The sequence below is a fragment of the Mycobacterium sp. MOTT36Y genome, from assembly GCF_000262165.1.
GTDB classification, from domain to species: domain Bacteria; phylum Actinomycetota; class Actinomycetes; order Mycobacteriales; family Mycobacteriaceae; genus Mycobacterium; species Mycobacterium intracellulare.
Map to the genome: position 1 here is coordinate 3,661,601 of NC_017904.1, position 19,957 is coordinate 3,681,557.

Annotated in this window: 19 protein-coding genes; 7 read left to right on the plus strand and 12 right to left on the minus strand. The window is 70.3% G+C overall.

Annotation, left to right across the window (positions count from 1 at the left end; all coding sequences use genetic code 11):
* Positions 1 to 26: 26 nt before the first annotated feature.
* The 4 genes from mltG to W7S_RS16280 form a co-directional block, all read right to left on the minus strand.
* Positions 27 to 1,271 (minus strand): endolytic transglycosylase MltG, encoded by a 1,245-nt coding sequence (gene mltG / locus W7S_RS16265; protein WP_008258249.1) that lies wholly within the window; start codon positions 1,269 to 1,271, stop codon positions 27 to 29.
* The gene (gene ruvX, locus W7S_RS16270; RefSeq protein ID WP_008258252.1) at positions 1,264 to 1,776 is read right to left on the minus strand and encodes a Holliday junction resolvase RuvX; all 513 of its coding nucleotides are present in this window, start codon (positions 1,774 to 1,776) and stop codon (positions 1,264 to 1,266) included. Before ruvX ends, mltG begins: the two co-directional genes overlap by 8 nt.
* Positions 1,777 to 4,479, minus strand: a complete 2,703-nt coding sequence (alaS, locus tag W7S_RS16275; protein WP_014385286.1) for an alanine--tRNA ligase — start codon at positions 4,477 to 4,479, stop codon at positions 1,777 to 1,779.
* Between the two features lie 131 nt (positions 4,480 to 4,610).
* Positions 4,611 to 5,000 (minus strand): secondary thiamine-phosphate synthase enzyme YjbQ, encoded by a 390-nt coding sequence (locus tag W7S_RS16280; RefSeq protein ID WP_008258256.1) that lies wholly within the window; start codon positions 4,998 to 5,000, stop codon positions 4,611 to 4,613.
* A 164-nt stretch (positions 5,001 to 5,164) separates the two neighbouring features.
* On the opposite strand from W7S_RS16280, the gene W7S_RS16285 reads away from it, so the two are divergent.
* Both W7S_RS16285 and W7S_RS16290 read left to right on the plus strand, forming a co-directional pair.
* Complete coding sequence (locus tag W7S_RS16285) at positions 5,165 to 5,785, plus strand: putative quinol monooxygenase (protein ID WP_014382843.1); 621 nt, start codon at positions 5,165 to 5,167, stop codon at positions 5,783 to 5,785.
* Between the two features lie 152 nt (positions 5,786 to 5,937).
* Complete coding sequence (locus W7S_RS16290) at positions 5,938 to 6,561, plus strand: hypothetical protein (protein ID WP_008258260.1); 624 nt, start codon at positions 5,938 to 5,940, stop codon at positions 6,559 to 6,561.
* A 15-nt stretch (positions 6,562 to 6,576) separates the two neighbouring features.
* On the opposite strand, the gene W7S_RS16295 is transcribed toward W7S_RS16290, so the two are convergent.
* Positions 6,577 to 6,912: a hypothetical protein gene (locus tag W7S_RS16295; RefSeq protein ID WP_009955916.1), complete on the minus strand. Its 336-nt coding sequence runs from the start codon at positions 6,910 to 6,912 to the stop codon at positions 6,577 to 6,579.
* Positions 6,909 to 8,273 carry a replication-associated recombination protein A gene (locus W7S_RS16300; protein ID WP_014712009.1) on the minus strand — a complete coding sequence of 455 codons (1,365 nt, stop codon included), beginning with the start codon at positions 8,271 to 8,273 and terminating at the stop codon, positions 6,909 to 6,911. Before W7S_RS16300 ends, W7S_RS16295 begins: the two co-directional genes overlap by 4 nt.
* Positions 8,274 to 8,392: 119 nt before the next feature.
* Between W7S_RS16300 and W7S_RS16305 the strand changes: the two genes are divergently transcribed.
* Positions 8,393 to 9,331, plus strand: a complete 939-nt coding sequence (locus W7S_RS16305) for a hypothetical protein (RefSeq protein WP_020822993.1) — start codon at positions 8,393 to 8,395, stop codon at positions 9,329 to 9,331.
* 66 nt (positions 9,332 to 9,397) lie between these two features.
* The gene (locus tag W7S_RS16310) at positions 9,398 to 12,049 is read left to right on the plus strand and encodes a circularly permuted type 2 ATP-grasp protein (RefSeq protein ID WP_008258265.1); all 2,652 of its coding nucleotides are present in this window, start codon (positions 9,398 to 9,400) and stop codon (positions 12,047 to 12,049) included.
* Here the strand turns inward: W7S_RS16310 and W7S_RS16315 are convergent.
* The 3 genes from W7S_RS16315 to W7S_RS16325 are packed head-to-tail and all read right to left on the minus strand — an operon-like array spanning position 12,046 to position 14,722.
* Positions 12,046 to 12,717: a DUF6629 family protein gene (locus W7S_RS16315; protein ID WP_008258266.1), complete on the minus strand. Its 672-nt coding sequence runs from the start codon at positions 12,715 to 12,717 to the stop codon at positions 12,046 to 12,048. The two genes, W7S_RS16310 and W7S_RS16315, sit on opposite strands and share 4 nt — an antisense overlap.
* A 15-nt stretch (positions 12,718 to 12,732) precedes the next feature.
* Positions 12,733 to 13,788 (minus strand): putative zinc-binding metallopeptidase, encoded by a 1,056-nt coding sequence (locus tag W7S_RS16320; protein ID WP_008258267.1) that lies wholly within the window; start codon positions 13,786 to 13,788, stop codon positions 12,733 to 12,735.
* A complete protein-coding gene (locus W7S_RS16325) occupies positions 13,781 to 14,722 on the minus strand; it encodes a transglutaminase family protein (RefSeq protein WP_008258268.1) in 942 nt (313 codons plus the stop codon). The genes W7S_RS16320 and W7S_RS16325 overlap by 8 nt, the downstream gene beginning before the upstream one ends.
* 98 nt (positions 14,723 to 14,820) lie before the next feature.
* On the opposite strand from W7S_RS16325, the gene W7S_RS16330 reads away from it, so the two are divergent.
* A complete protein-coding gene (locus W7S_RS16330; protein WP_008258269.1) occupies positions 14,821 to 15,210 on the plus strand; it encodes an MmcQ/YjbR family DNA-binding protein in 390 nt (129 codons plus the stop codon).
* Between the two features lie 3 nt (positions 15,211 to 15,213).
* On the opposite strand, the gene W7S_RS16335 is transcribed toward W7S_RS16330, so the two are convergent.
* From W7S_RS16335 to aspS, 3 genes are read right to left on the minus strand one after another with little or no spacing between them, the layout of a single operon-like run.
* Positions 15,214 to 16,281 carry an aromatic acid exporter family protein gene (locus W7S_RS16335; RefSeq protein WP_008258270.1) on the minus strand — a complete coding sequence of 356 codons (1,068 nt, stop codon included), beginning with the start codon at positions 16,279 to 16,281 and terminating at the stop codon, positions 15,214 to 15,216.
* A 3-nt stretch (positions 16,282 to 16,284) separates the two neighbouring features.
* Entirely contained in the window at positions 16,285 to 16,719 is a 435-nt protein-coding gene (locus W7S_RS16340) for a nitroreductase family deazaflavin-dependent oxidoreductase (protein ID WP_008258271.1), read from the minus strand.
* A complete protein-coding gene (aspS, locus tag W7S_RS16345; RefSeq protein ID WP_008258272.1) occupies positions 16,716 to 18,491 on the minus strand; it encodes an aspartate--tRNA ligase in 1,776 nt (591 codons plus the stop codon). Before aspS ends, W7S_RS16340 begins: the two co-directional genes overlap by 4 nt.
* Before the next feature lie 62 nt (positions 18,492 to 18,553).
* Between aspS and W7S_RS16350 the strand changes: the two genes are divergently transcribed.
* Entirely contained in the window at positions 18,554 to 19,441 is an 888-nt protein-coding gene (locus tag W7S_RS16350) for an oxidoreductase (RefSeq protein WP_180831740.1), read from the plus strand.
* A gap of 9 nt (positions 19,442 to 19,450) precedes the next feature.
* Positions 19,451 to 19,948 (plus strand): SRPBCC family protein, encoded by a 498-nt coding sequence (locus W7S_RS16355; protein WP_008258281.1) that lies wholly within the window; start codon positions 19,451 to 19,453, stop codon positions 19,946 to 19,948.
* The last annotated feature ends 9 nt before the right edge of the window (positions 19,949 to 19,957 follow it).

Below are 19,957 nucleotides of genomic sequence, written 5' to 3' on the forward strand. Positions count from 1 at the left end.
CGGCTTCGCCGCGCTTGCGATCGCCGTCAGCGGGCGGAATCGAGGACACCGTTGTGCTTAGCCAGCTCGATGTTGGCCAGGTGCTGCTGATAATCCTTGGTGAACAGCGTCGTCCCCTGACCGTCGATGGTGACGAAGTACAACCAGTCGCCGGGTTCGGGGTGCTCGGCGGCGTTGAGCGCGTCGACACCGGGCGAACAGATCGCGGTGGCCGGCAGGCCCTGGGACACGTAGGTGTTCCACGGCGTCTTCTGGGCCCGGTCGCCGTCGGTGGTGGCCACCTCCCGGCGGTCCAGCGGGTAGTTGACGGTCGAGTCGAACTCCAGCGTGTGGTGGGCGTGCAGCCGGTTGTAGATGACGCGGGCAACCTTCGCGAAGTCCTGCGACCTGGCCTCCTGCTGCACCAGCGACGCCACCACCAGGATGTCGTAGGGCGACAGGCCCATGGCCTGGGCGGTGTCGACCAGCCCGGACTTCATGTACTCCACCGCCCCGGCGCCGATCAGGTTCGACAGGATGGTCTCGGGCGGCGCGGACGGATCGACGTTGAAGGTCCCCGGCGCGATCAGCCCCTCGATGCGGCGGTGGTCCTTGCCGAGCTCACCGACGGGTTCGGTGGCCCAGGGCGGCACCGCCAACGCCAAGGGAGAACTGTTGGTGGCGGCCGCGCGCAGGTCCTCCACGGAGACGCACCGCTTACTCCCGTCGAAATCCACGCAGGTGGCCCGCGAGATCAGGGTGAAGATGCCGGGGTTGACCACGTTGGTCTTCATGTCGGTGGTGTCGTCGAGCTGCCGGCCCTCCGGGATGACCAGCCGGCCCACCCGGCTGTCGGGGTCGGCTAGCCGCGTGACGGCGTTGGCGGCCGGGATCTCGGTGCGCATCCGGTAGAAACCGGGCTGGATCGAGGAGATCTTGCTGTTGCCGTGCGCGGCGTTGACGAACGCGCGGACGGTCTTGATCACGTGCTCGTTCTGCAGCGTCTCCCCGACCATGGTGGTCGAGTCGCCGTCCTTGATCTGAATCACGATGTCGCGCTTGCCGTTTCCGGTGTAGTCGTCACCGGGACCGAACACGGCGTGCCACAGCTTGCCGCCGGCGAAAACACCCGCCACCACGATGACCGCCACCAGCGCCAGCGCGGTGCGCAGGGCGGTGCGCCGGCGCCGGCGGCCCCGCTCCGCCCGATTGCGGGCGGTGCGGCTCGACCTGCGCCGGGGCGGACCCACGGCCTCGGGTTCGGCGCGTTCACGCCGTGCGCTGTCAACCATCGGCACGCTCCCCGGGCCCGGTCAGGGTCGCGCGGCGCTGATCCAGCCAACTCTGCAGGATGGCCACCGCCGCCGCCTGGTCGATCACCGCACGCTGCTCTTTGGCCCGCACCCCGGCCGCGCGCAGCGATCGCTGCGCGCTCACCGTGGTCAGTCGCTCGTCGGCCAGCCGCACCGGCGTGGGTGCGACGCGGTCGGCCAGCGCGTCCGCCAGCTCGATCGCGTCGATCGCCGAGGGACCGGTGCGGTCGGCCAGCGTGCGCGGCAGCCCGACGACCACCTCGACGGCCTCGAGTTCGGCGGCCAGCGCCGCCAGGCGGCGCAGGTGTTTGCCGGAGCGGTCGCGGCGCACGGTTTCCACCGGGGTGGCCAGGATGGCGTCGGGGTCGCTGCAGGCCACGCCGATGCGGACGCTGCCCACGTCGACGCCGAGCCGCCGGCCCCGCCCGGGGTCCTGGTCAGGATCGCCGGGCCGGTCGGGCGCGCGGTGCTGTGCGGAAACCACTCAACCGACCCGCGCTATCGCGGTGATCTCCGAGCGGATTGCGGCGAGGGCGGCGTCGATGCCGGTCGGGTCCTTGCCGGAGCCCTGCGCCAGGTCGGCCTTTCCGCCGCCGCGGCCGTCGACCGCCGCGGCCAGCTTCTTGACCAGGTCGTTGGCGCGAAGCCCGAGGTCCTGGGCGGCCGGATTGGCCGCGACCGCATACGGCACGCTTCCGCCCTCGCCGTCGGCGATCAGCGCGACCACCGCGGGATCGCCGCCCAGCTTGCCGCGGATGTCACCGACCAGGGAGCGCAGATCGCCCGCCGTCATCCCGCCGGTCATCCGTTGCGCCACCACCCGGACGTTACCGATGCGCTCCGCGCCGGCCGCGGCGTCGGTGGCGGCGGCCTTCGCGCCGGCCAACCGGGCGCGTTCGAGCTCCTTCTCCGCCGCCTTGAGCCGCTCCACCAGGTTGGCCACCCGGGCGGGCACCTCGTCGGACGGCACCTTGAGCGACGACGCCAGCCCGGCCATCAGCGCGCGTTCCTTGGCCAGGTGCCGGAAGGACTCCAGCCCGACGTAGGCCTCGACCCGGCGCACCCCGGAGCCGACCGAGGATTCGCCCAGGATCGTGACCGGCCCGATCTGCGCGGAGTTGTGCACGTGGGTCCCGCCGCACAGCTCCAGCGAGAAGGGCCCGCCGATCTCCACCACCCGCACCTCGTCGGGATAGCGTTCGCCGAACATCGCGATCGCCCCCATGGCCTTGGCCTTTTCGAGTTGCTCGGTGAACGTGTGCACCTCGAAGTCGGCCTGCACGGCCTGGTTGGTCACCTCTTCGATCTGGGTGCGCTGTTCGTCGGACAGGGCGCCCTGCCAGTTGAAGTCGAAGCGCAGGTAGCCCGGCCGGTTCAGCGATCCGGCCTGAACGGCGTTGGGGCCCAACACTTGTCGCAGCGCCGCGTGCACCATGTGGGTTCCCGAGTGGCCCTGGGTGGCGCCCCGCCGCCATTGCGGGTCGACGGCCGCGATGACGGTGTCGCCCTCCACGAATTCCCCGGACTCGACGTTGACCCGGTGCACCCACAGGGTTTTGGCGATCTTCTGCACGTCGGTGACCGCGGCGCGGGCGCTCCCGCTGGCGCCCGTCCCGCTGATGGTGCCCTCGTCGGCGATCTGGCCGCCGGCCTCGGCGTAGAGCGGGGTGCGGTCCAGCACGAGTTCGACGCGGTCGACCCCCTCGGTGCCGTGCGTGACCACCGGCACCCGCTTGCCGTCGACGAAGATTCCCAAAAGCTTTGCCTCGGACGTCAATTCGTCGAAGCCGGTGAATTCGGTGGGGCCGGCGTCGACCAGTTCGCGGTACGCGCTCAGGTCCGCGTGCGCGTGCTTGCGGGCGGCGGCGTCGGCCTTGGCGCGGCGGCGCTGTTCGGCCATCAGCTCCCGGAACCCGACCTCGTCCACCTGCAGGCCGGCCTCGGACGCCATCTCCAGCGTGAGCTCGATCGGGAACCCGTAGGTGTCGTGCAGGGTGAAGGCGTCCGATCCCGAAATCGCCTTCGCGCCTGAGGCTTTGGTGGTGCCGGCGACCTCGTCGAACAGTTTCGATCCCGCCGCCAGCGTGCGGTTGAACGCGGTTTCCTCGGCGACGGCGATGCGCCTGATCCGGTCGAAATCGGCGACGAGTTCGGGATACGACGGGCCCATCGCGTCGCGCACGGTGGCCATCAGGTCGCCGACGATGGGGCCCTCGATGTCGAGCAGCTTGGCCGAGCGGATCACCCGGCGCAGCAGCCGGCGCAGCACGTAGCCGCGGCCGTCGTTGCCCGGCGTGACGCCGTCGCCGATCAGGATGGCCGCGGTGCGGCTGTGGTCGGCGATGACCCGGTAGCGCACGTCGTCGTCGTGGTTGCCGGCGTCGTATCCGCGCGGGGCCCGCGCGGCCACGGCGTCGATGACCGGGCGCAACAGGTCGGTCTCGTAGACGTTGTGCACGCCCTGCAGGATGAACGCGACCCGCTCCACACCCATGCCGGTGTCAATGTTCTTGCGGGGCAACGGCCCGAGGATCTCGAAGTCCTCCTTGCCGGTCCCCTCCCCGCGCTCGTTCTGCATGAACACGAGGTTCCAGATCTCGATGTAGCGGTCCTCGTTGGCGATCGGGCCGCCCTCGACGCCGAATTCGGGTCCCCGGTCGTAATAGATCTCCGAGGACGGGCCGCACGGCCCGGGGATGCCCATCGACCAGTAGTTGTCGGCCATGCCGCGGCGCTGGATGCGCTCGTCGGGCAGCCCGGCGATCTCCTTCCACAGCTGCACGGCCTCGTCGTCGTCGAAATAGACCGTCGCCCAGATGCGTTCGGGATCCAGGCCGTAGCCGCCCTGCTCGACGCTGTTGGTCAGCAGGGTCCACGCCAATTCGATGGCGCGGCGCTTGAAGTAGTCGCCGAACGAGAAATTCCCGGCCATCTGGAAGAACGTGTTGTGCCGGGTGGTGATCCCGACCTCGTCGATGTCGGGGGTGCGGATGCACTTCTGGATGCTGGTGGCGGTCGGGTATTCCGGTGTGCGCGCGCCCAGGAAGTAGGGCACGAACTGGACCATGCCCGCGTTGACGAACAGCAGGTTGGGGTCGTCGAGGATCACCGATGCGCTCGGCACCTCGGTGTGACCCGCCTTCACGAAATGATCAAGAAACCGTTTCCTGATCTCGTGTGTCTGCACTTTCGGAGTCCGCTTCTTTCTCTTACTTCGACGTCTTGTTCCCAGCCTATTCGCCGGGGTATGGGAAGCCCGTCTAACGACGCATTTCGACCGCTCACAGTACCTGCTCGGTGGCGTCGGCTACCGGGCCGCTAACCCTCCAAAAAGCTCAGCCGGACCGAGCGTTGCGGGTTGTCGCGGTTCAGGTCGACCAGCACGATGCTCTGCCAGGTGCCCAGCATCGGCTCCCCGCCGGAGACCGGAACCGTCACCGACGGCGCGACGAGCGCGGGCATCACGTGGTCGGCGCCGTGCCCCTCGGAGCCGTGCGCGTGCCGGTAACGGTCGTCGCGCGGCAGCAGCCGTTCCAGCGTGTCGACCAGGTCATCGTCGGAGCCGGCGCCCGTCTCGATGATGGCCACCCCCGCCGTGGCGTGCGGGATGAACACGTTGCACAGACCGTCCCCGCGCGACCAGCAGAAGCCGCGCACCGCCTCGGTGAGATCGACGATGCGGCGGCGGGAGGTGTCCACGTCCAGCACATCGGTATGCATCCGAACCAGCCTACGGCGCGCGCGTCGCGAGCGGCCAATCGTTTGTGAGCGCGACCACATTTGGGCATTGCGGCGCGTAACCCGCAGGAGGAAGGTGGTTCATGACCGGTGGCGCCACCGGGGCGCTGCCCCGAACAAAGAGGGGGTGGATCGTGTACGCACGCTCTACCACAATTCAGGCGCAACCCTCGTCGATCGACGCCGGGATAGCGCATGTTCGCGATGAGGTCATGCCCGCGCTGCAAGGCATGCCGGGCTGCATCGGAGTATCCCTTTTGGTCGACCGTCGCTCCGGCCGGTGCATCGCCACCAGCGCCTGGGAGAGCGACGAAGCCATGCGCGCCAGCGGTGAAGCCGTGACGGGAATCCGCGATCGGGCGGCGGAAATGTTCGGGGGCACGACGGACGTCGAGCAGTGGGAGATCGCGGTGCTGCATCGCGACCACCACGCGCCCGACGGTGCGGGCGTGCGGGCGACGTGGGTCATGGTGCCGCCGGAGACCATGGACCAAGGCATCGAGTACTACAAGTCGTCCGTCCTGCCCCAGCTCGAGGGCCTCGACGGGTTCTGCAGTGCGAGCCTGCTGATCGACCGCGCCTCCGGGCGTGGCGTGTCCTCGGCGACGTTCGACAGCATCGACGCGATGGAGCGGAACAGGGAACAGGCAACCGCGCTGAAGAGCTCCTCGATGCAAGAGGCGCGCGCCGAGGAGCTCGATGAATGCGAGTTCGAGCTGGCGCTGGCGCACCTGCGAGTGCCCGAGCTGGTCTGATCGAGAGGGGCGGTGGACCGGCCGAACCAGGCATTCGGCCGGTCGCCGATCCGCGTCCCGAAAGCATTGCGGCGAGTTGCCGGCAGGAGGAAGGTAACTGGTGGGACCGGTGGCGCCACCGGGGTGCCGCCCCGACAGAGAAGGGGTCGACCGTGTACGCACGCTCTACCACCATCCAGGCGCAACCCCTTTCGGTCGACATCGGAATTGCGCATGTTCGCGACGTCGTCATGCCCGCCCTCAAGGAGATCGACGGGTGGTTGGGGTTGTCGCTGTTGGTCGACCGGCAGTCCGGCACCTGCATCGCCACCAGTTCGTGGGAGACGGTGGAGGCGATGCGTGGCAGCGCCGAGCGGGTCGCGCCCATCCGTGACCGGGCCGCGCTGATGTTCGACGGCAGCGCGCGGGTGGAGGAATGGGACATCGCCCTGCTGCACCGCGACCACCCCTCCCGCCAGGGCGCGTGCGTGCGCGCCACCTGGCTCAAGGTGGTGCCGGACCAGCTGAGCAGATCCCTGGACTTCTACCGGATGGCGGTGCTGCCCGAGATGGAGAACCTGGACGGGTTCTGCAGTGCCAGCCTGCTGGTCGACCACCCCAGCTGCCGCCGGGCGGTGACCTGCTCGACGTTCGACTCGATGGACGCGATGGCCCGCAACCGCGACCGCGCCACCGAGCTGCGCAGCCGGCGGGTGCGCGAGCTGGGGGCCGAGGTGATCGACGTCGGGGAATTCGAGCTGGCGATCGCCCACCTTCGGGTGCCCGAGCTGGTCTGAGCGCGCGCCCGCGGGTCAGGGCAGCGCGTCCCCGGGGAATCCGCGGCAGGCGTGCACCTGGTAGACGAACACCCCCGCCGCCACCCCCGGGTCGTCGGCCATGATGGCGGCGGTCTCGTCGACGGTCGCGGCGAAAACGCCGATGCCGCAGACGTCGGACTCGTCGGTGACCGGCAGTACCACCGCGAGCACGCCGTCGTCACGCAGTCCGAAGTTGCGCCGGCCGTGCTCCCAGATGATCTGCGCTGACGACTCGTCCCCGAACCTCGGGCCGCGCTTGAGGATGACGACGCTGTATTGCTTGGCGGTGGGCAGCAGTTGGCCCATCTCCTCGTCGCTGAAGGTTTTCATCCCTTGTCACCCCGCTTCCGGCGGATGATCGCGCGCAGCCGCTCCAGCCGGCCCGCCATGTCGCGCTCGAAGCCCCGGGCGGTGGGCCGGTAGTAGTCGACGCCCACCAGCTCGTCGGGCGGATACTGTTGCGCCGCAACACCATCCGGCTGATCATGGGAGTATTTGTAGCCCTGCGCATTGCCCAGCGCCTCCGCCCCCGAATAGTGTCCGTCGCGCAGGTGGGGCGGCACGAGGCCGGCCTTGCCGGCCCTGATGTCGGCCATCGCCGCGCCCAGCGCGGTGGTGACGGCGTTGGATTTCGGCGCGGTGGCCAGGTGAATCGTGCAGTGCGCCAAGGTGAGTTGCGCCTCGGGCATGCCGATCAGCGCGACCGTCTGCGCGGCCGCGACCGCGACCTGCAGCGCGGTCGGGTCGGCCATGCCGATGTCCTCGCTGGCCAGGATCATCAGCCGGCGCGCGACGAACCGTGGATCCTCCCCCGCGACGAGCATGCGGGCCAGGTAGTGCAGCGCGGCGTCGACGTCCGAGCCGCGCACCGACTTGATGAACGCGCTGATGACGTCGTAGTGCTGGTCGCCGTCGCGGTCGTAACGCACGGCGGCTTCGTCGAGGGACTGCTCGATGGCGGTGACGGTCAGCTCGCCGTCGGGCGGCACCGCCTCGGCGGCGACCTCCAGCGCCGTCAGCGCGCGGCGGGCGTCACCGGCGGCCAGCCGCACCAGGAGGTCGACGGCGTCGGGCGCGACCGCGACCTGCCCGCCCAGGCCGCGTGGGTCGTCGATCGCGCGCTGCACGACGGTGCGGATGTCGTCGGCGCTCAGCGGCCGCAACTGCAGGATCAGCGAGCGGGACAGTAGCGGCGCCACCACCGAGAAGGACGGGTTCTCCGTGGTCGCCGCCACCAGCAGCACCACCCGGTTCTCCACGGCCGACAGCAGCGCGTCCTGCTGGGTCTTGGAGAACCGGTGCACCTCGTCGATGAACAGCACCGTCTGCTCGCCATGGAGGAGCGCGGTTCGGGCCTTTTCTATCACCGCCCGAACGTCTTTCACACCGGCCGACAACGCCGACAGCGCCTCGAACCGGCGCCCGGTCGCCTGTGAGATCAGCGCGGCCAGCGTGGTCTTGCCGCTGCCCGGCGGCCCGTACAGGATGGCCGACGCCACGCCGGAGCCCTCGACGAGGCGGCGCAGGGGCGACCCGGGCGCCAGCAGGTGGTCCTGCCCGACCACCTCGTCCAGCGACGCCGGGCGCATGCGGACGGCCAGCGGCGAGCCGCTCGACGCGCCCAAGCCGTGATCGTCTGGCTGCGGCGCGCCGGGCAGGTCAAACAGACCGTCGGACACGGATTCAGGCATACCACGAGGGACGGACGTCCGCTGCGGCCCCGGCGATCCGCGCGCACCGGCCGCATCTTTGCTAAGTTCGGCGTTTGCCAAGTTCAGCGCGCGTTCCTCCCAGGACAGCAAGGACGGACATGAGCCAACCCCCCGAACATCCAGGCCCGCCGGACCCTCAGGGCGGGGGCCAGAATCCCCCCGGCTACCCGCCACCGCCCGGTTACGGCACGCCTCCCCCGCCACCCCCGGGTTACGGCCCGCCCCCCGGATATGGCGCGCCTCCCCCGGGTTACGGGCCGCCGCCCGGCTACGGGCCGCCGCCCGGCTACGGCGGCCCGCCCGCGCCGGCCTTCAGCATCGGTGACGCGTTCGGCTGGGCCTGGAACGCCTTCTCCAAAAACCCTGTGGCACTGATCGTTCCGGCCTTGGTGTACGGGATCCTGATCGGCATCGCCTCGGCCCTGGTCGGCCTGAGCCAAAGCGTGGGCACGACGACGACCGGCTCCGACGACGACTACTTCACCTTCACGGCGAACCTCAACGGCGGCGGGATGACGCTGCTCATCCTCGGCTACCTCGTCGCCTACCTGGTGGGCGCGTTCGCCCAAGCCGCCTTCCTGTCCGGCTGCCTGGATCTGGCCGACGGGCGCCCGGTGACCGTCGGTTCGTTCTTCAAGCCGCGCAACTTCGGCATGGTGTTCCTGGCCGCGCTGCTGGTCGGCATCCTCACCTCGATCGCCTCGGCGCTGTGCTTCCTGCCGGGCCTGATCCTGGGCATTTTCGCCCAGTTCACGATCCCGTTCGCCATCGATCGATCGGAGCAGCCCATCAAGGCGCTGACCTCCAGCTTCTCCACCGTCACCGCAAACTTCGGCAACGCCCTGCTGGTGTGGCTGGTCGAGGTGGCGCTGTTCGTGGTGGGCGCGCTCGCGTGCGGGGTCGGGCTGTTGGTGGCGGCCCCGGTCGCCTCCCTGATCGGGATCTACGCCTACCGCAAGTTCTCCGGCGGGCAGGTGGTCGCGCCGCAGCAGGCGGGTTACCAGCCCGGGCCGCCGCCGGGTCCGGCGCCGCCGTAACACTCGGCGCGAATTCGGCGCGCCGGGCATCGGAGGCTTGCGCCGCGTGCGTACCGTGCAGCAGTAATGGCGTTTGCGGACATGACATTCGGCACCGGTGCGGCCCCGGCCGGCGGCCGCTACGACGCGGACCGGTTGCTGGCCGGCTACCGGGCCGCCCGCGCCCAGCAAGCGCTCTTCGATCTGCGGCGCGGCCCGGCGAGCGGCTACGACGAATTCGTCGACCCCGACGGCCACGTGCGCCCGGCGTGGGCCGAGGTGGCCGACGCGATCGCGGAGCGCGGCCGCGCGGGGCTGGACCGGCTGCGCTCGGTGGTGCGCGGGCTGATCGACAACGACGGCATCACCTACACCGACGTCGTGCCCGGCGGCCGTGGCCAGGAGCCGAGGCCCTGGCAGCTGGACACGCTGCCGCTCGTGCTGTCCGCGGCCGACTGGGAGATGCTCGAGGCGGGGCTCCTGCAGCGGTCCCGGGTGCTCGACGCCGTGCTCGCCGACCTTTACGGGCCGCGCAGCCTGCTCACCGACGGTGTCCTTCCGCCTGAGCTGCTGTTCGCCCACCCCGGCTACGTCCGTGCCGCCAACGGCATCGAGATCCCCGGGCGCCACCAGCTTTTCATGCACGCCTGTGACGTCAGCCGGCGTCCCGACGGCGCCTTCGTCGTCAACGGCGACCGGACCCAGGCGCCCTCGGGGGCCGGCTACGCGCTGGCCGACCGGCGCGTGGTCGCGCACGCCGTTCCCGACCTCTACGAACGCATCGCGCCGCGGCCGACCACGCCGTTCGCCCAGGCGCTGCGGCTGGCGCTGATCGACGCGGCACCCGACGATGCCCAGGACCCGGTGGTGGTGGTCCTGTCCCCGGGCATCTACTCCGAAACCGCTTTCGATCAGGCCTATCTGGCCACCCTGCTGGGCTTCCCCCTGGTCGAGAGCGCGGACCTGGTGGTGCGCGAGGGCATGTTGTGGATGCGCTCGCTGGGCACCCTGAAGCGCGTCGACGTGGTGCTGCGCCGGGTTGACGCCGACTACACGGACCCGCTGGATCTGCGCGCCGATTCGCGCCTCGGGGTGGCCGGTCTGGTGGAGGCACAACACCGCGGCACGGTGACCGTCGTCAACACGCTGGGCAGCGGGGTCCTGGAAAACCCTGGGCTGCAGCGTTTCCTGCCCGCCATGGCCGAGCACCTGCTGTCGGAGACCCTGCTGCTGCCCAGCCCGCCGGCCTACTGGGGCGGCATCGCCTCCGAGCGTTCGCACTTGCTGGCGAACCTGGGGTCCCTGCTGGTGAGGTCGACGGTCGGCGCGAAAACCCTTGTCGGACCGGCGCTGTCGTCTACACAGCTGGCGCGGTTGGCGGCCCAGGTCGAGGCGGCGCCGTGGCAGTGGGTCGGCCAGGAGCTGCCGCAGTTCTCGTCAGCACCCACCGATCACGCCGGAGCGTTGTCCTCGGCGGGCGTCGGCATCCGCTTGTTCACCGTCGCCCAGCGGGGCGGTTACGCGCCGATGATCGGCGGCATCGGCTACGTGCTGGCGCCCGGGGACGCCGCCTACGCGTTGAAAACCGTTGCGGCAAAGGATGTTTGGATCCGGCCCACCGAGCGGGCGCGGGCCGAGGCGGTCAGCCCGCCGAGCGTGGAACCGCCGGCGAAGACGGCCGCGGGCACCTGGGCCGTCAGTTCCCCGCGCGTGTTGTCCGACCTCTTCTGGATCGGCCGCTACGGCGAGCGCGCCGAAAGCATGGCGCGGTTGCTCATCGTCGCCCGCGACAGGTTCCACGTGTACCGGCACCACCAGCACAGCGAGGAAAGCGAGTGCGTGCCGGTGCTGATGGCCGCGCTGGGCCGCATCACCGGAACCGACACCGCGGCCGACGGCGGCGGCGACCACGCCGAGATGATCGCCGTCGCCCCCTCGACGCTGTGGTCGCTCACCGTCGACCCGCACCGCCCCGGCTCGTTGGTGCAGTCGGTGGAAGGCCTGGCGCTGGCCGCCCGCGCGGTGCGCGACCAGATGTCCAACGACACGTGGATGGTGCTGGCCGCGGTGGAGCGCGCGCTGGCGCTCGACAGCGAGCCGCCGGACTCGCTCGCCGAGGCCGACGCCGCGCTGAGCCGGGCGCAGGCCCAGACGCTGGCCGGGATGCTGACCCTGTCGGGGGTGGCCGCCGAGTCGATGGTGCGCGACGTGGGCTGGACGATGATGGACATCGGCAAGCGCATCGAACGCGGCCTGTGGCTGACCGCGTTGCTGCGGGCGACGCTGACCGTGGTGCGCGGGGCCGCCGCCGAACAGACCGTCATCGAATCCACCCTGGTGGCGTGCGAGTCCTCGGTCATCTACCGGCGCCGCACCGCGGGCAAGGTCAGCGTCTCCGCCATGGTCGAGCTGATGCTGTTCGACGCGCAGAACCCGAGATCGCTGCTGTACCAATTGGACCGGCTGCGCACCGATCTCGGGGACCTGCCCGGCTCGTCGGGCTCGTCGCGCCCGGAACGTCTGGTGGACGAGATCGGCACCCTGCTGCGCCGATCCCATCCCGCGGCGCTGGAACGGGTCGGCGACGACGGGCGGCGCGCCGAGTTGGCGGACCTGCTCGGCGCGGTCCACGCCGAGCTGCGCAACCTGGCCGACGTCATCACCACCACGCAGCTGGCCTTACCCGGTGGGATGCAACCACTTTGGGGTCCCGACGTGCGCCGGGTGATGCCCGCCTAGCCGGTCGGCGATGCCTCCCGCTCCGCGGCGACGCCGTGGTAGCGGTGCGGGTCGGGCAGCCGCCGGCGCCGCACCATGTGCACCAGCGCCAGGACCGAGAGCGTCGCGGCGTAGATGCACCACAGCGACGCGAACGCGTGCACGTAGAGGACGGCAACCACGCTCAGCCCCACCAGGTTCGCTATCCCGAACACCACGATGGAGCGATAGCCCGACATCACCGCGGGCCCGATGACGGCGATGACGTAGAGCGCCGCCCACACGTAGCCGCCCCGAACGCCGGTCTGGTACTGCAGCGCATGGGGACCCATCGTCACCGTGACCGGGTCGGTGAGCACGACGACGGCGAGATAGACCGACACGACGGTGCCCAGCACCGCAAACGGCGCCACCCGGAGCCGGGCGCCGCTCGGTTCCAGCGCCAGGATCGCCCACGGAACCAGCGCGGGAAGCAGCGGCAGCGCGATGAAGACGTAGGCGAGCATCGCCAGGTGTTTCATCCCCGGGGAGACGACGTCGTTGGGCCACACCGCCGCCTCGATGAACTGATGGACCGAGAACACCGTCGGCAGCAGGGCGAAGGGCACTTCGCGCCAGTGCTTCACCTCGCGCAGGGTCGCCACGGCGACGGGCACGAGGGCGGCGCCCACCACCAGATCCGCCGTCATCGAGAAGCACATCGGCTAACCCGCCACGGACGCGGGTCCCCGGGACTCCGACGTTGCCTCGTCGACGACGGTGTGGATGAACTTCATCTTCTCCAGCACCGCGGCCGGCAACACGAACGGGTACAGGTCGTCGTGCCCCATCGACCGGTTCACCATGTTCAGTGACCACGACAACGGCAGCCACATGTCGATGATCGTCTGAAATGCGCTGGGCCCCAACGCGGGGCGGTCGAAGGTGGCCGACGCCGCCGCCAGCCCGCACCACGCCGAGGTGTCCAGCGCGTCCCGGATGTGCAGGTAGTGGGCGAACGTCTCGGCCCAGTCCTCGCTCGCATGCATGGTGGCGTAGGACGACACGAAGTGGTCCTGCCAGCCGTTGGGCGCGCCCTCGCTGTAGTGGCGGTCGAGCGCCGCCTGGTAGTCGGCGTCGGGGTCGCCGAAGAGCTCGTTGAACCGCTCCAGGCGGTCGCGGTACGGGGCGATCAACCGGTAGTAGTAGTAATGCCCGATCTCGTGGCGGAAGTGGCCCAGCAGGGTCCGGTACGGTTCGTCCATCTCGACCCGCAGCTGCTCGCGGTGCACGTCGTCACCCTCGGCCAAATCGATTGTGATGACCCCGTTCTGGTGCCCGGTCATCACGTTTTCGTGTGCGCTGGACAGCAGCCGGAAGGCCAGCCCGTAGTCGGGATCCTTGTCCCGCCCGACGATCGGCAGCTTCAGCTCGTGCAGCTCGGCGATCAGCCGTCGTTTGGCCGCCTCGGCCCGGGCGAACTCGGCCAGCCCGACGGTGTCGGCGTCGTTGGGCCGCTCGGCGGTCAGCGCGCACGACGCGCACAGCAATCGCGGGGTGTTGACCGGCACCAGCCAATTGCATTCGGCCACCTGAAGATTCGCGCACAGCTGGTACTCGCTGGCGGGCACGACGCCGGCGTGCTCGGTGGCCTCGCCGTCGGAGATCACCAGCAACGCCATCTGCTCGAGCGAAAAGCCCAGCGCGCTGCCGCAATTCAGGCACGTCGAGTTCTCGAACGTCAGGCGCTGGCCACAGTTGGGGCAGGTGAAGTCACGCATGCGAGAAGTCGCCTTCGATGGGGTCTGAATAGGGCACCACGTCGACGGCGACGTCGATCACGCTGTGCTGCGAGTCGGTGTAGATGATGCCGCGCAGCGGCGGGACATCCGCGTAGTCGCGGCCGCGGCCCACCACGATGTAGCGCTCGTCGATCATCTGGTCGTTGGTGGGATCGAGCCCCAGCCACTCGAATTGGCCGGGGTCCTGCGGAGTCCACACCGCGGCCCAGGCGTGCGTGGCGTCGATGCCGATCATCCGATCCTTTCCGGGCGGCGGGTCGGTGGCCAGGTAGCCGGACACGTAACTGGCCGCCAAACCGTTGGCGCGCAGGCAGGCGATCGCCAGCCTGGCAAAGTCTTGACATACCCCCTCCCGGGCCGCCAGAACCTCGGCGACACCGGTGGAAATCGTCGTCGACCCCGACCGGTAGGTGAAGTCGGTGAAGATCCGCGACGCCAGATCGCGCAGCACCTCGATCAGCGGGCGTCCGGGCGTGAAGCTGGGCGCCGCGTACTCGCGGACCTCGTCGGTGATCTCGGGCGGATCCAGGTCCAGGGTGAACTCGGCGGCCAGCGCCCCGATCCGTCCCGCCGGCCGGGCGTCCTCCCACGGCTGCACGGCCGCCCCGGCGGCATACAGGCCCGGCGCCGGCGGATAGACGTCGACGACCGAATCGCTGACCACCTTCAAGATGCTGTGCGGCTCGGTCACGTGGAAGTAGGAGCTGATGTTCCCGTAGGTGTCCGTGCTGGTGGAGCTGTCGGCGGGGGCGGGCTCGATGATCAGCCGATGGGCGACGCGGCGCTGCCGCAGCGAGTCGCGCGGGGTCAAAAACCCGCGGCCGTACGAGCTGGTCACGACGTCGGAGTAGCGGTATTCGGTGCGGTGGGTGACTCGATGCCGGCGGGCCGCCCCGGCGTCTGCTTCAGACACAGGCTGATCACATCACACACCGGGCCGCGACGGACTGCCGGCGGCGGCGGTTTGCCGATATGACGGCAACGGGCCGGAAACGGGAGCACAATCGAGGAGTGGCCACCTGGGACGAGGTCGCCCGCATCGTCGGCGAGCTGGCCCTCACCTCCGAGCCGTCGCCGCACGACTGGCGGGTCGGCAAGAAACTGCTGGCCTGGGAGCGGCCGCTGCGGCCCTCGGAACGCGAGGCCCTGGCCCGCAACGGCCCGGAGCCGCCGCGCGGCGACATCCTCGGCGTTCGGGTGTCCGACGAGGGGGTCAAGTTCGCGCTGATCGACGACGAGCCGCAAACCTACTTCACCACTCCGCATTTCGACGGCTACCCCGCCGTGCTGGTCAACCTGGCCGAGATCTCGGTGCGCGACCTCCAGGAGCTGATCACCGAGGCGTGGCTGACGCAGGCGCCGCGGAAGTTGGTGCAGGAGTTCTTGGCCGACTCGCGGTGAGGCTCACACGGGCCGGAGGTCGATGACCCGTTGCAGGTCGTCGATGCAGGCGCCGACGGCGTCGGCGAGGATCGCCTGGGTTTTCGCGCCGGCGCCCGACGGCAACTGCGACGCGTGATGGCGGGCCGACGCGGTGTATGCGCAGGCGCCGGCGGCGTCGCGGTCGGCGAGCGCGGTCGCGGCGGCGAGCACGACCAGCACCGTGTGCACGTGCGGGGCCGGGGGCTCGGGGCCGACGTCCGAGGCGGGGGCGACGGCGCGGGCCAGCTGCAGCACCGAGCCGGCCAGCAGGGCCACGTGCACGGCCTGGTGATCGGCGGCGTGCACGGCGTCGCGCAGGCCCCATCGGCGCGGGGCGATGGTGACGACGTGGCGGGCGGTGGTGCGCGCCTCGAGCAGGCCGCTGAGCTGTTCGTGCACCCGGTCGACGGCCGTCAGCGGCCAGTCGGGCGCGGCGGCTTTGCGCCCGGCGGCGACGTCGGCGGCGCGCGCCAAGACGTCGTGCAGCACCGCCAGCACGCCGACGCGCGCGCCGCGCAGCAGCGCCAGCGGGTCGGCGGGAAACAGCAGCACGGCGAAGACGATCGCCACCGCGCCGCCGATCAGCGCGTCGAAGATGCGTTCCAGCCCGACGCCGCCGTGGTAGAGGGCCAGCACCAGGATCGCCGACACGATGGTCTGGTTCGCGAACATCATCCCGTGCCCGATGAAGCCGCCCCCGATGAACACCGCGGCGCCGAGCGCGATGAACGCCGCGATCGCGATGGGCACCGCGCCGGGCCCGACCAGCCCCTGCACCGCCGAGCCCAGGCCGATGCCGAGGGTCACCCCGATCATCATCTGGATGGCGCGTTGCGCGCGCAGCACGTTGCTGGTCGACAGCGACACCGCGGCGGCGATCGGCGCGAAGAACGGTTGCGGGTGGCCGAGGACATCGTGCGTCAGGTACCAGGACACGCCCGCGGCCGCCGACGTCTGCACCAGGTTGAACCAGACCGCGCGCAACCGCTTGCCGCCCGCGCGCGCGGCGGCGAGGACCCTCGAGGGCACCGCCGGCCGCGAAGCGCCCACCGGCTAGGTCCGGATTAACTCGAACAGCGGAATCACCCTGCTGGTCTTGGCCTGGTACTCGGCGAACCCGGGCGCCGCGGCGGTGACCTTGTCGAAGAGAGCGTCGCGCTCGTCGGTCGGCAGCTCGCGAGCGGTCACGTCGAACGCGTCCGTTCCGACCTCGACGCGGGCGCTCGGGTTGGCCCGCAGATTGTGCACCCACGCCGGGCTGACCGGGGCCCCGGCGAAGGAGCCGATGACGATGAGCTTGCCGTCGATGTCGAAGTACGCCAGCGGGGACACCCGGGGCTGGCCGGACTTGGCGCCGGTCGTGTGCAGCAGCAGCAGGTTGGCGCCCTCGAACTGGCCGCCGACCTTGCCGCCGTTGGCGCGGAATTCGTCGACGATGGCCCGGTTGAAGGCATTAATAGTGTCGGTGTCCGGCAGGTGTTCGGTCATGCCCGGTCAACCTTTTCGGGCTTGGCGTCTATTCCGGACTCCTTGCGCTGCTGGGCGGTGATCGGCGCCGGCGCATCGGTGAGCGGGTCGACGCCGCCGCCGGTCTTCGGGAACGCGATCACCTCGCGGATGGAGTCGACCCCCGACAGCAGGGCGTTGATCCGGTCCCAGCCGAACGCGATCCCGCCGTGCGGGGGCGCGCCAAAGGTGAACGCCTCCAACAGGAATCCGAACTTCTCCTCGGCCTCGGCGTGGTCCAGTCCCATCACCGCGAACACCCGCTCCTGGATGTCGCGGCGGTGGATACGGATCGAGCCGCCGCCGATCTCGTTGCCGTTGCAGACGATGTCGTAGGCGTCGGCGAGCACGTTGCCCGGATCGGTGTCGATCGCGTCCTCATGCCCGGGCTTCGGCGAGGTGAACGCGTGATGCACGGCGGTCCACGCCCCGGAGCCGACGGCCACGTCGCCGGCCGCGGTCGCGTCGTCGGCGGGTTCGAACAGCGGCGGGTCGACCACCCAGACGAACGCCCAGGCGTCCGGATCGATCATGCCCAGCCGGTGCGCGATCTCACCGCGCGCCGCCCCCAGCAGGGCCCGCGACGGCTTCGGCGGGCCCGCCGAGAAGAAGACGCAGTCCCCGGGCTCGGCCCCCACGTGCGCGGCCAGGCCGTCGCGCTCGGCGTCGGACAGGTTCTTGGCGACCGGGCCGCCCAGCGTGCCGTCGTCGGCGATCAGCACGTAGGCCAGCCCGCGGTGGCCGCGCTGCTTGGCCCACTCCTGCCAGCCGTCCAGCGTCCGCCGCGGCTGCGAGGCCCCGCCCGGCATCACCACCGCACCGACGTAGGGTGCCTGGAAGACGCGAAATGTGGTGTCTTTGAAGAACTCTGTGCAGTCGACGAGCTCGAGTCCGAATCGCATGTCGGGCTTGTCGGAGCCGAACCGGCGCATCGCCTCGGCGTAGCTGATCCGCGGGATAGGTGTCGGGATCTGGTACCCGATCAGCGCCCACAGCGCCGAGAGGATCTCCTCGGAGATGGCGAGGATGTCCTCGGCGTCCACGAAGCTCATCTCCATGTCGAGCTGGGTGAACTCGGGCTGGCGGTCGGCGCGGAAGTCCTCGTCGCGGTAGCAGCGGGCGATCTGGTAGTAGCGCTCCATTCCCGCCACCATCAGCAGCTGCTTGAAAAGCTGCGGGCTCTGCGGCAGGGCGTAGAACGACCCGGGCTGCAGCCGGGCAGGCACCAGGAAGTCGCGCGCGCCTTCGGGTGTCGACCGTGTCATCGTCGGCGTCTCGATCTCGACGAAATCGTGCTCGGCCAGCACGCCGCGAGCGGCCGCATTCACCTTGGAGCGCAACCGAATTGCCGCGGCGGGGGCGTCGCGGCGCAGGTCGAGGTAGCGGTACTTCAGCCGGGTTTCCTCGCCGGCGGGCTCGTCGAGCTGGAAGGGCAGCGGCGCGCTCTCCCCCAGCACGGTCAGCGCGGTGGCGTTGACCTCGATCTCACCGGTCGCGATCTCGGGGTTGGCGTTGCCCTCCGGGCGGATCTCCACGACACCGGTGACCGCGACGCAGAACTCGGCGCGCAGCCGGTGCGCCTGGGCCAGCACGTCTTCGGCGCGGAACACCACCTGGGTGATCCCGGACGCGTCGCGCAGGTCGATGAAGATGACGCCGCCGTGGTCGCGGCGGCGGGCCACCCAGCCCGCTAGCGTCACCTGCTGCCCGGCGTCGCTACTCCTCAGCGACCCGGCGGCGTGGCTGCGCAGCACAAAAACACTCCCCTTTACGTTGGACGACAGATCAGTCTAAGGGGCGGTGTAGTTTCGCTCGTATCGCCACAAACATCGCACTCGTCGGTCCGGGCGCCGTCGGTACGACGGTCGCCGCGCTGCTGTCGCGGGCCGGACATTCGGTCGTAGTGTGCGGCCGCACCCCTCGCGAGAGCATCGAACTGCGGCCCGACGGCGCCGACCCGATCGTCGTCCCCGGCCCGGTGCACACCGATCCCGGCGAGGTTTCCGGCCCGGTGGACGTGGTGCTGCTTGCCGTCAAGGCCACCCAGAACGACCAGGCGGCCGGCTGGCTGGCCCGGCTCTGCGACGTCCACACCATCGTCGTCGTGCTGCAAAACGGTGTGGAGCAGGTCGAGCAGGTGCAGCCGCACTGCCCGCGATCCCCCGTCATCCCCGGCATCGTCTGGTACTCGGCCGAGACCCAGCCCGACGGCTGGGTGCGGCTGCGCGGCGAGGCGGCCCTGGTGCTGCCCAGCGGGCCCTCGGCGGAGACGGTCGCCGAACTGCTGCGCGGCGCCGGCTGCCGGGTGGACTGCGACCCCGACATCATCACCGCGGGCTGGCGCAAGCTACTCACCAACGCGCTGGCCGGGTTCATGGCGCTGTCGCGCCGGCGGTCGGGGATGTTTCGCCGCGACGACGTGGCCGCACTGTCGCACCGCTACCTCGCCGAATGCCTGGCCGTCGCGCGGGCCGAGGGCGCCCGGCTTCCCGACGGCATCGCCCACGAGCTGACCGACCTGTTCCGCAACGCCCCCGAGGACATGGGCACGTCGATCCTGACGGACGCGGAAAACCACCGGCCGATGGAATGGGACGTCCGCAACGGCGTGATCATCCGCAAGGCCCGGGCCCACGGCCTGGCCACACCGATCAGCGACGTCGTGGTGCCGTTGTTGGCCGCGGCGAGCGACGGGCCCGGTTAGATTAATTTCATGTTCCCCTGCGAGCGCGTCGACGTGAACTTCATCGAATCGGCGCCATTTGCGTTCCGCAACAGCGTCGACCTGGCCATCACCCCCGAGCAGCTGTTCGAGGTGCTCTCCGACGCGGCATCCTGGCCGCGCTGGGCGAAGGTAATCACGAAGGTGACCTGGACCAGCCCCGAGCCCCGCGGCGTCGGCACCACCCGCGTCGTGGAGATGCGCGGCGGCATCGTCGGCAACGAGGAATTCCTCGCGTGGGAACCCTTCACGCACATGGCTTTTCGTTTCAATGAATGCTCGACCAAGTCCGTGGCGGCCTTCGCCGAGGACTACCGCGTCGAGGCCATCCCGGGCGGCTGCCGGCTGACGTGGACCATGGCCCAGAAGCCGGCCGGCCCGGCGAAGCTGGCGATGGTCGTGGTCGGGCCGCTGCTGAACCTGGCCCTGCGCCGATACCTGCGCAACCTGCGTAGCTACACCGACTCCCTTGCGACCCGGCAACCTTAGGAGCGTGTC

What these genes read in the sequence shown, in the direction of transcription:
- mltG (WP_008258249.1), bottom strand. Translation starts at nt 1,271, where the DNA reads ATGGTTGACAGCGCACGGCGTGAACGCGCCGAACCCGAGGCCGTGGGT.
- W7S_RS16295 (WP_009955916.1), bottom strand. Translation starts at nt 6,912, where the DNA reads ATGAAAACCTTCAGCGACGAGGAGATGGGCCAACTGCTGCCCACCGCC.
- W7S_RS16300 (WP_014712009.1), bottom strand. Translation starts at nt 8,273, where the DNA reads ATGCCTGAATCCGTGTCCGACGGTCTGTTTGACCTGCCCGGCGCGCCG.
- W7S_RS16305 (WP_020822993.1), top strand. Translation starts at nt 8,393, where the DNA reads ATGAGCCAACCCCCCGAACATCCAGGCCCGCCGGACCCTCAGGGCGGG.
- W7S_RS16310 (WP_008258265.1), top strand. Translation starts at nt 9,398, where the DNA reads ATGGCGTTTGCGGACATGACATTCGGCACCGGTGCGGCCCCGGCCGGC.
- W7S_RS16315 (WP_008258266.1), bottom strand. Translation starts at nt 12,717, where the DNA reads ATGACGGCGGATCTGGTGGTGGGCGCCGCCCTCGTGCCCGTCGCCGTG.
- W7S_RS16320 (WP_008258267.1), bottom strand. Translation starts at nt 13,788, where the DNA reads ATGCGTGACTTCACCTGCCCCAACTGTGGCCAGCGCCTGACGTTCGAG.
- W7S_RS16340 (WP_008258271.1), bottom strand. Translation starts at nt 16,719, where the DNA reads ATGACCGAACACCTGCCGGACACCGACACTATTAATGCCTTCAACCGG.
- W7S_RS16355 (WP_008258281.1), top strand. Translation starts at nt 19,451, where the DNA reads ATGTTCCCCTGCGAGCGCGTCGACGTGAACTTCATCGAATCGGCGCCA.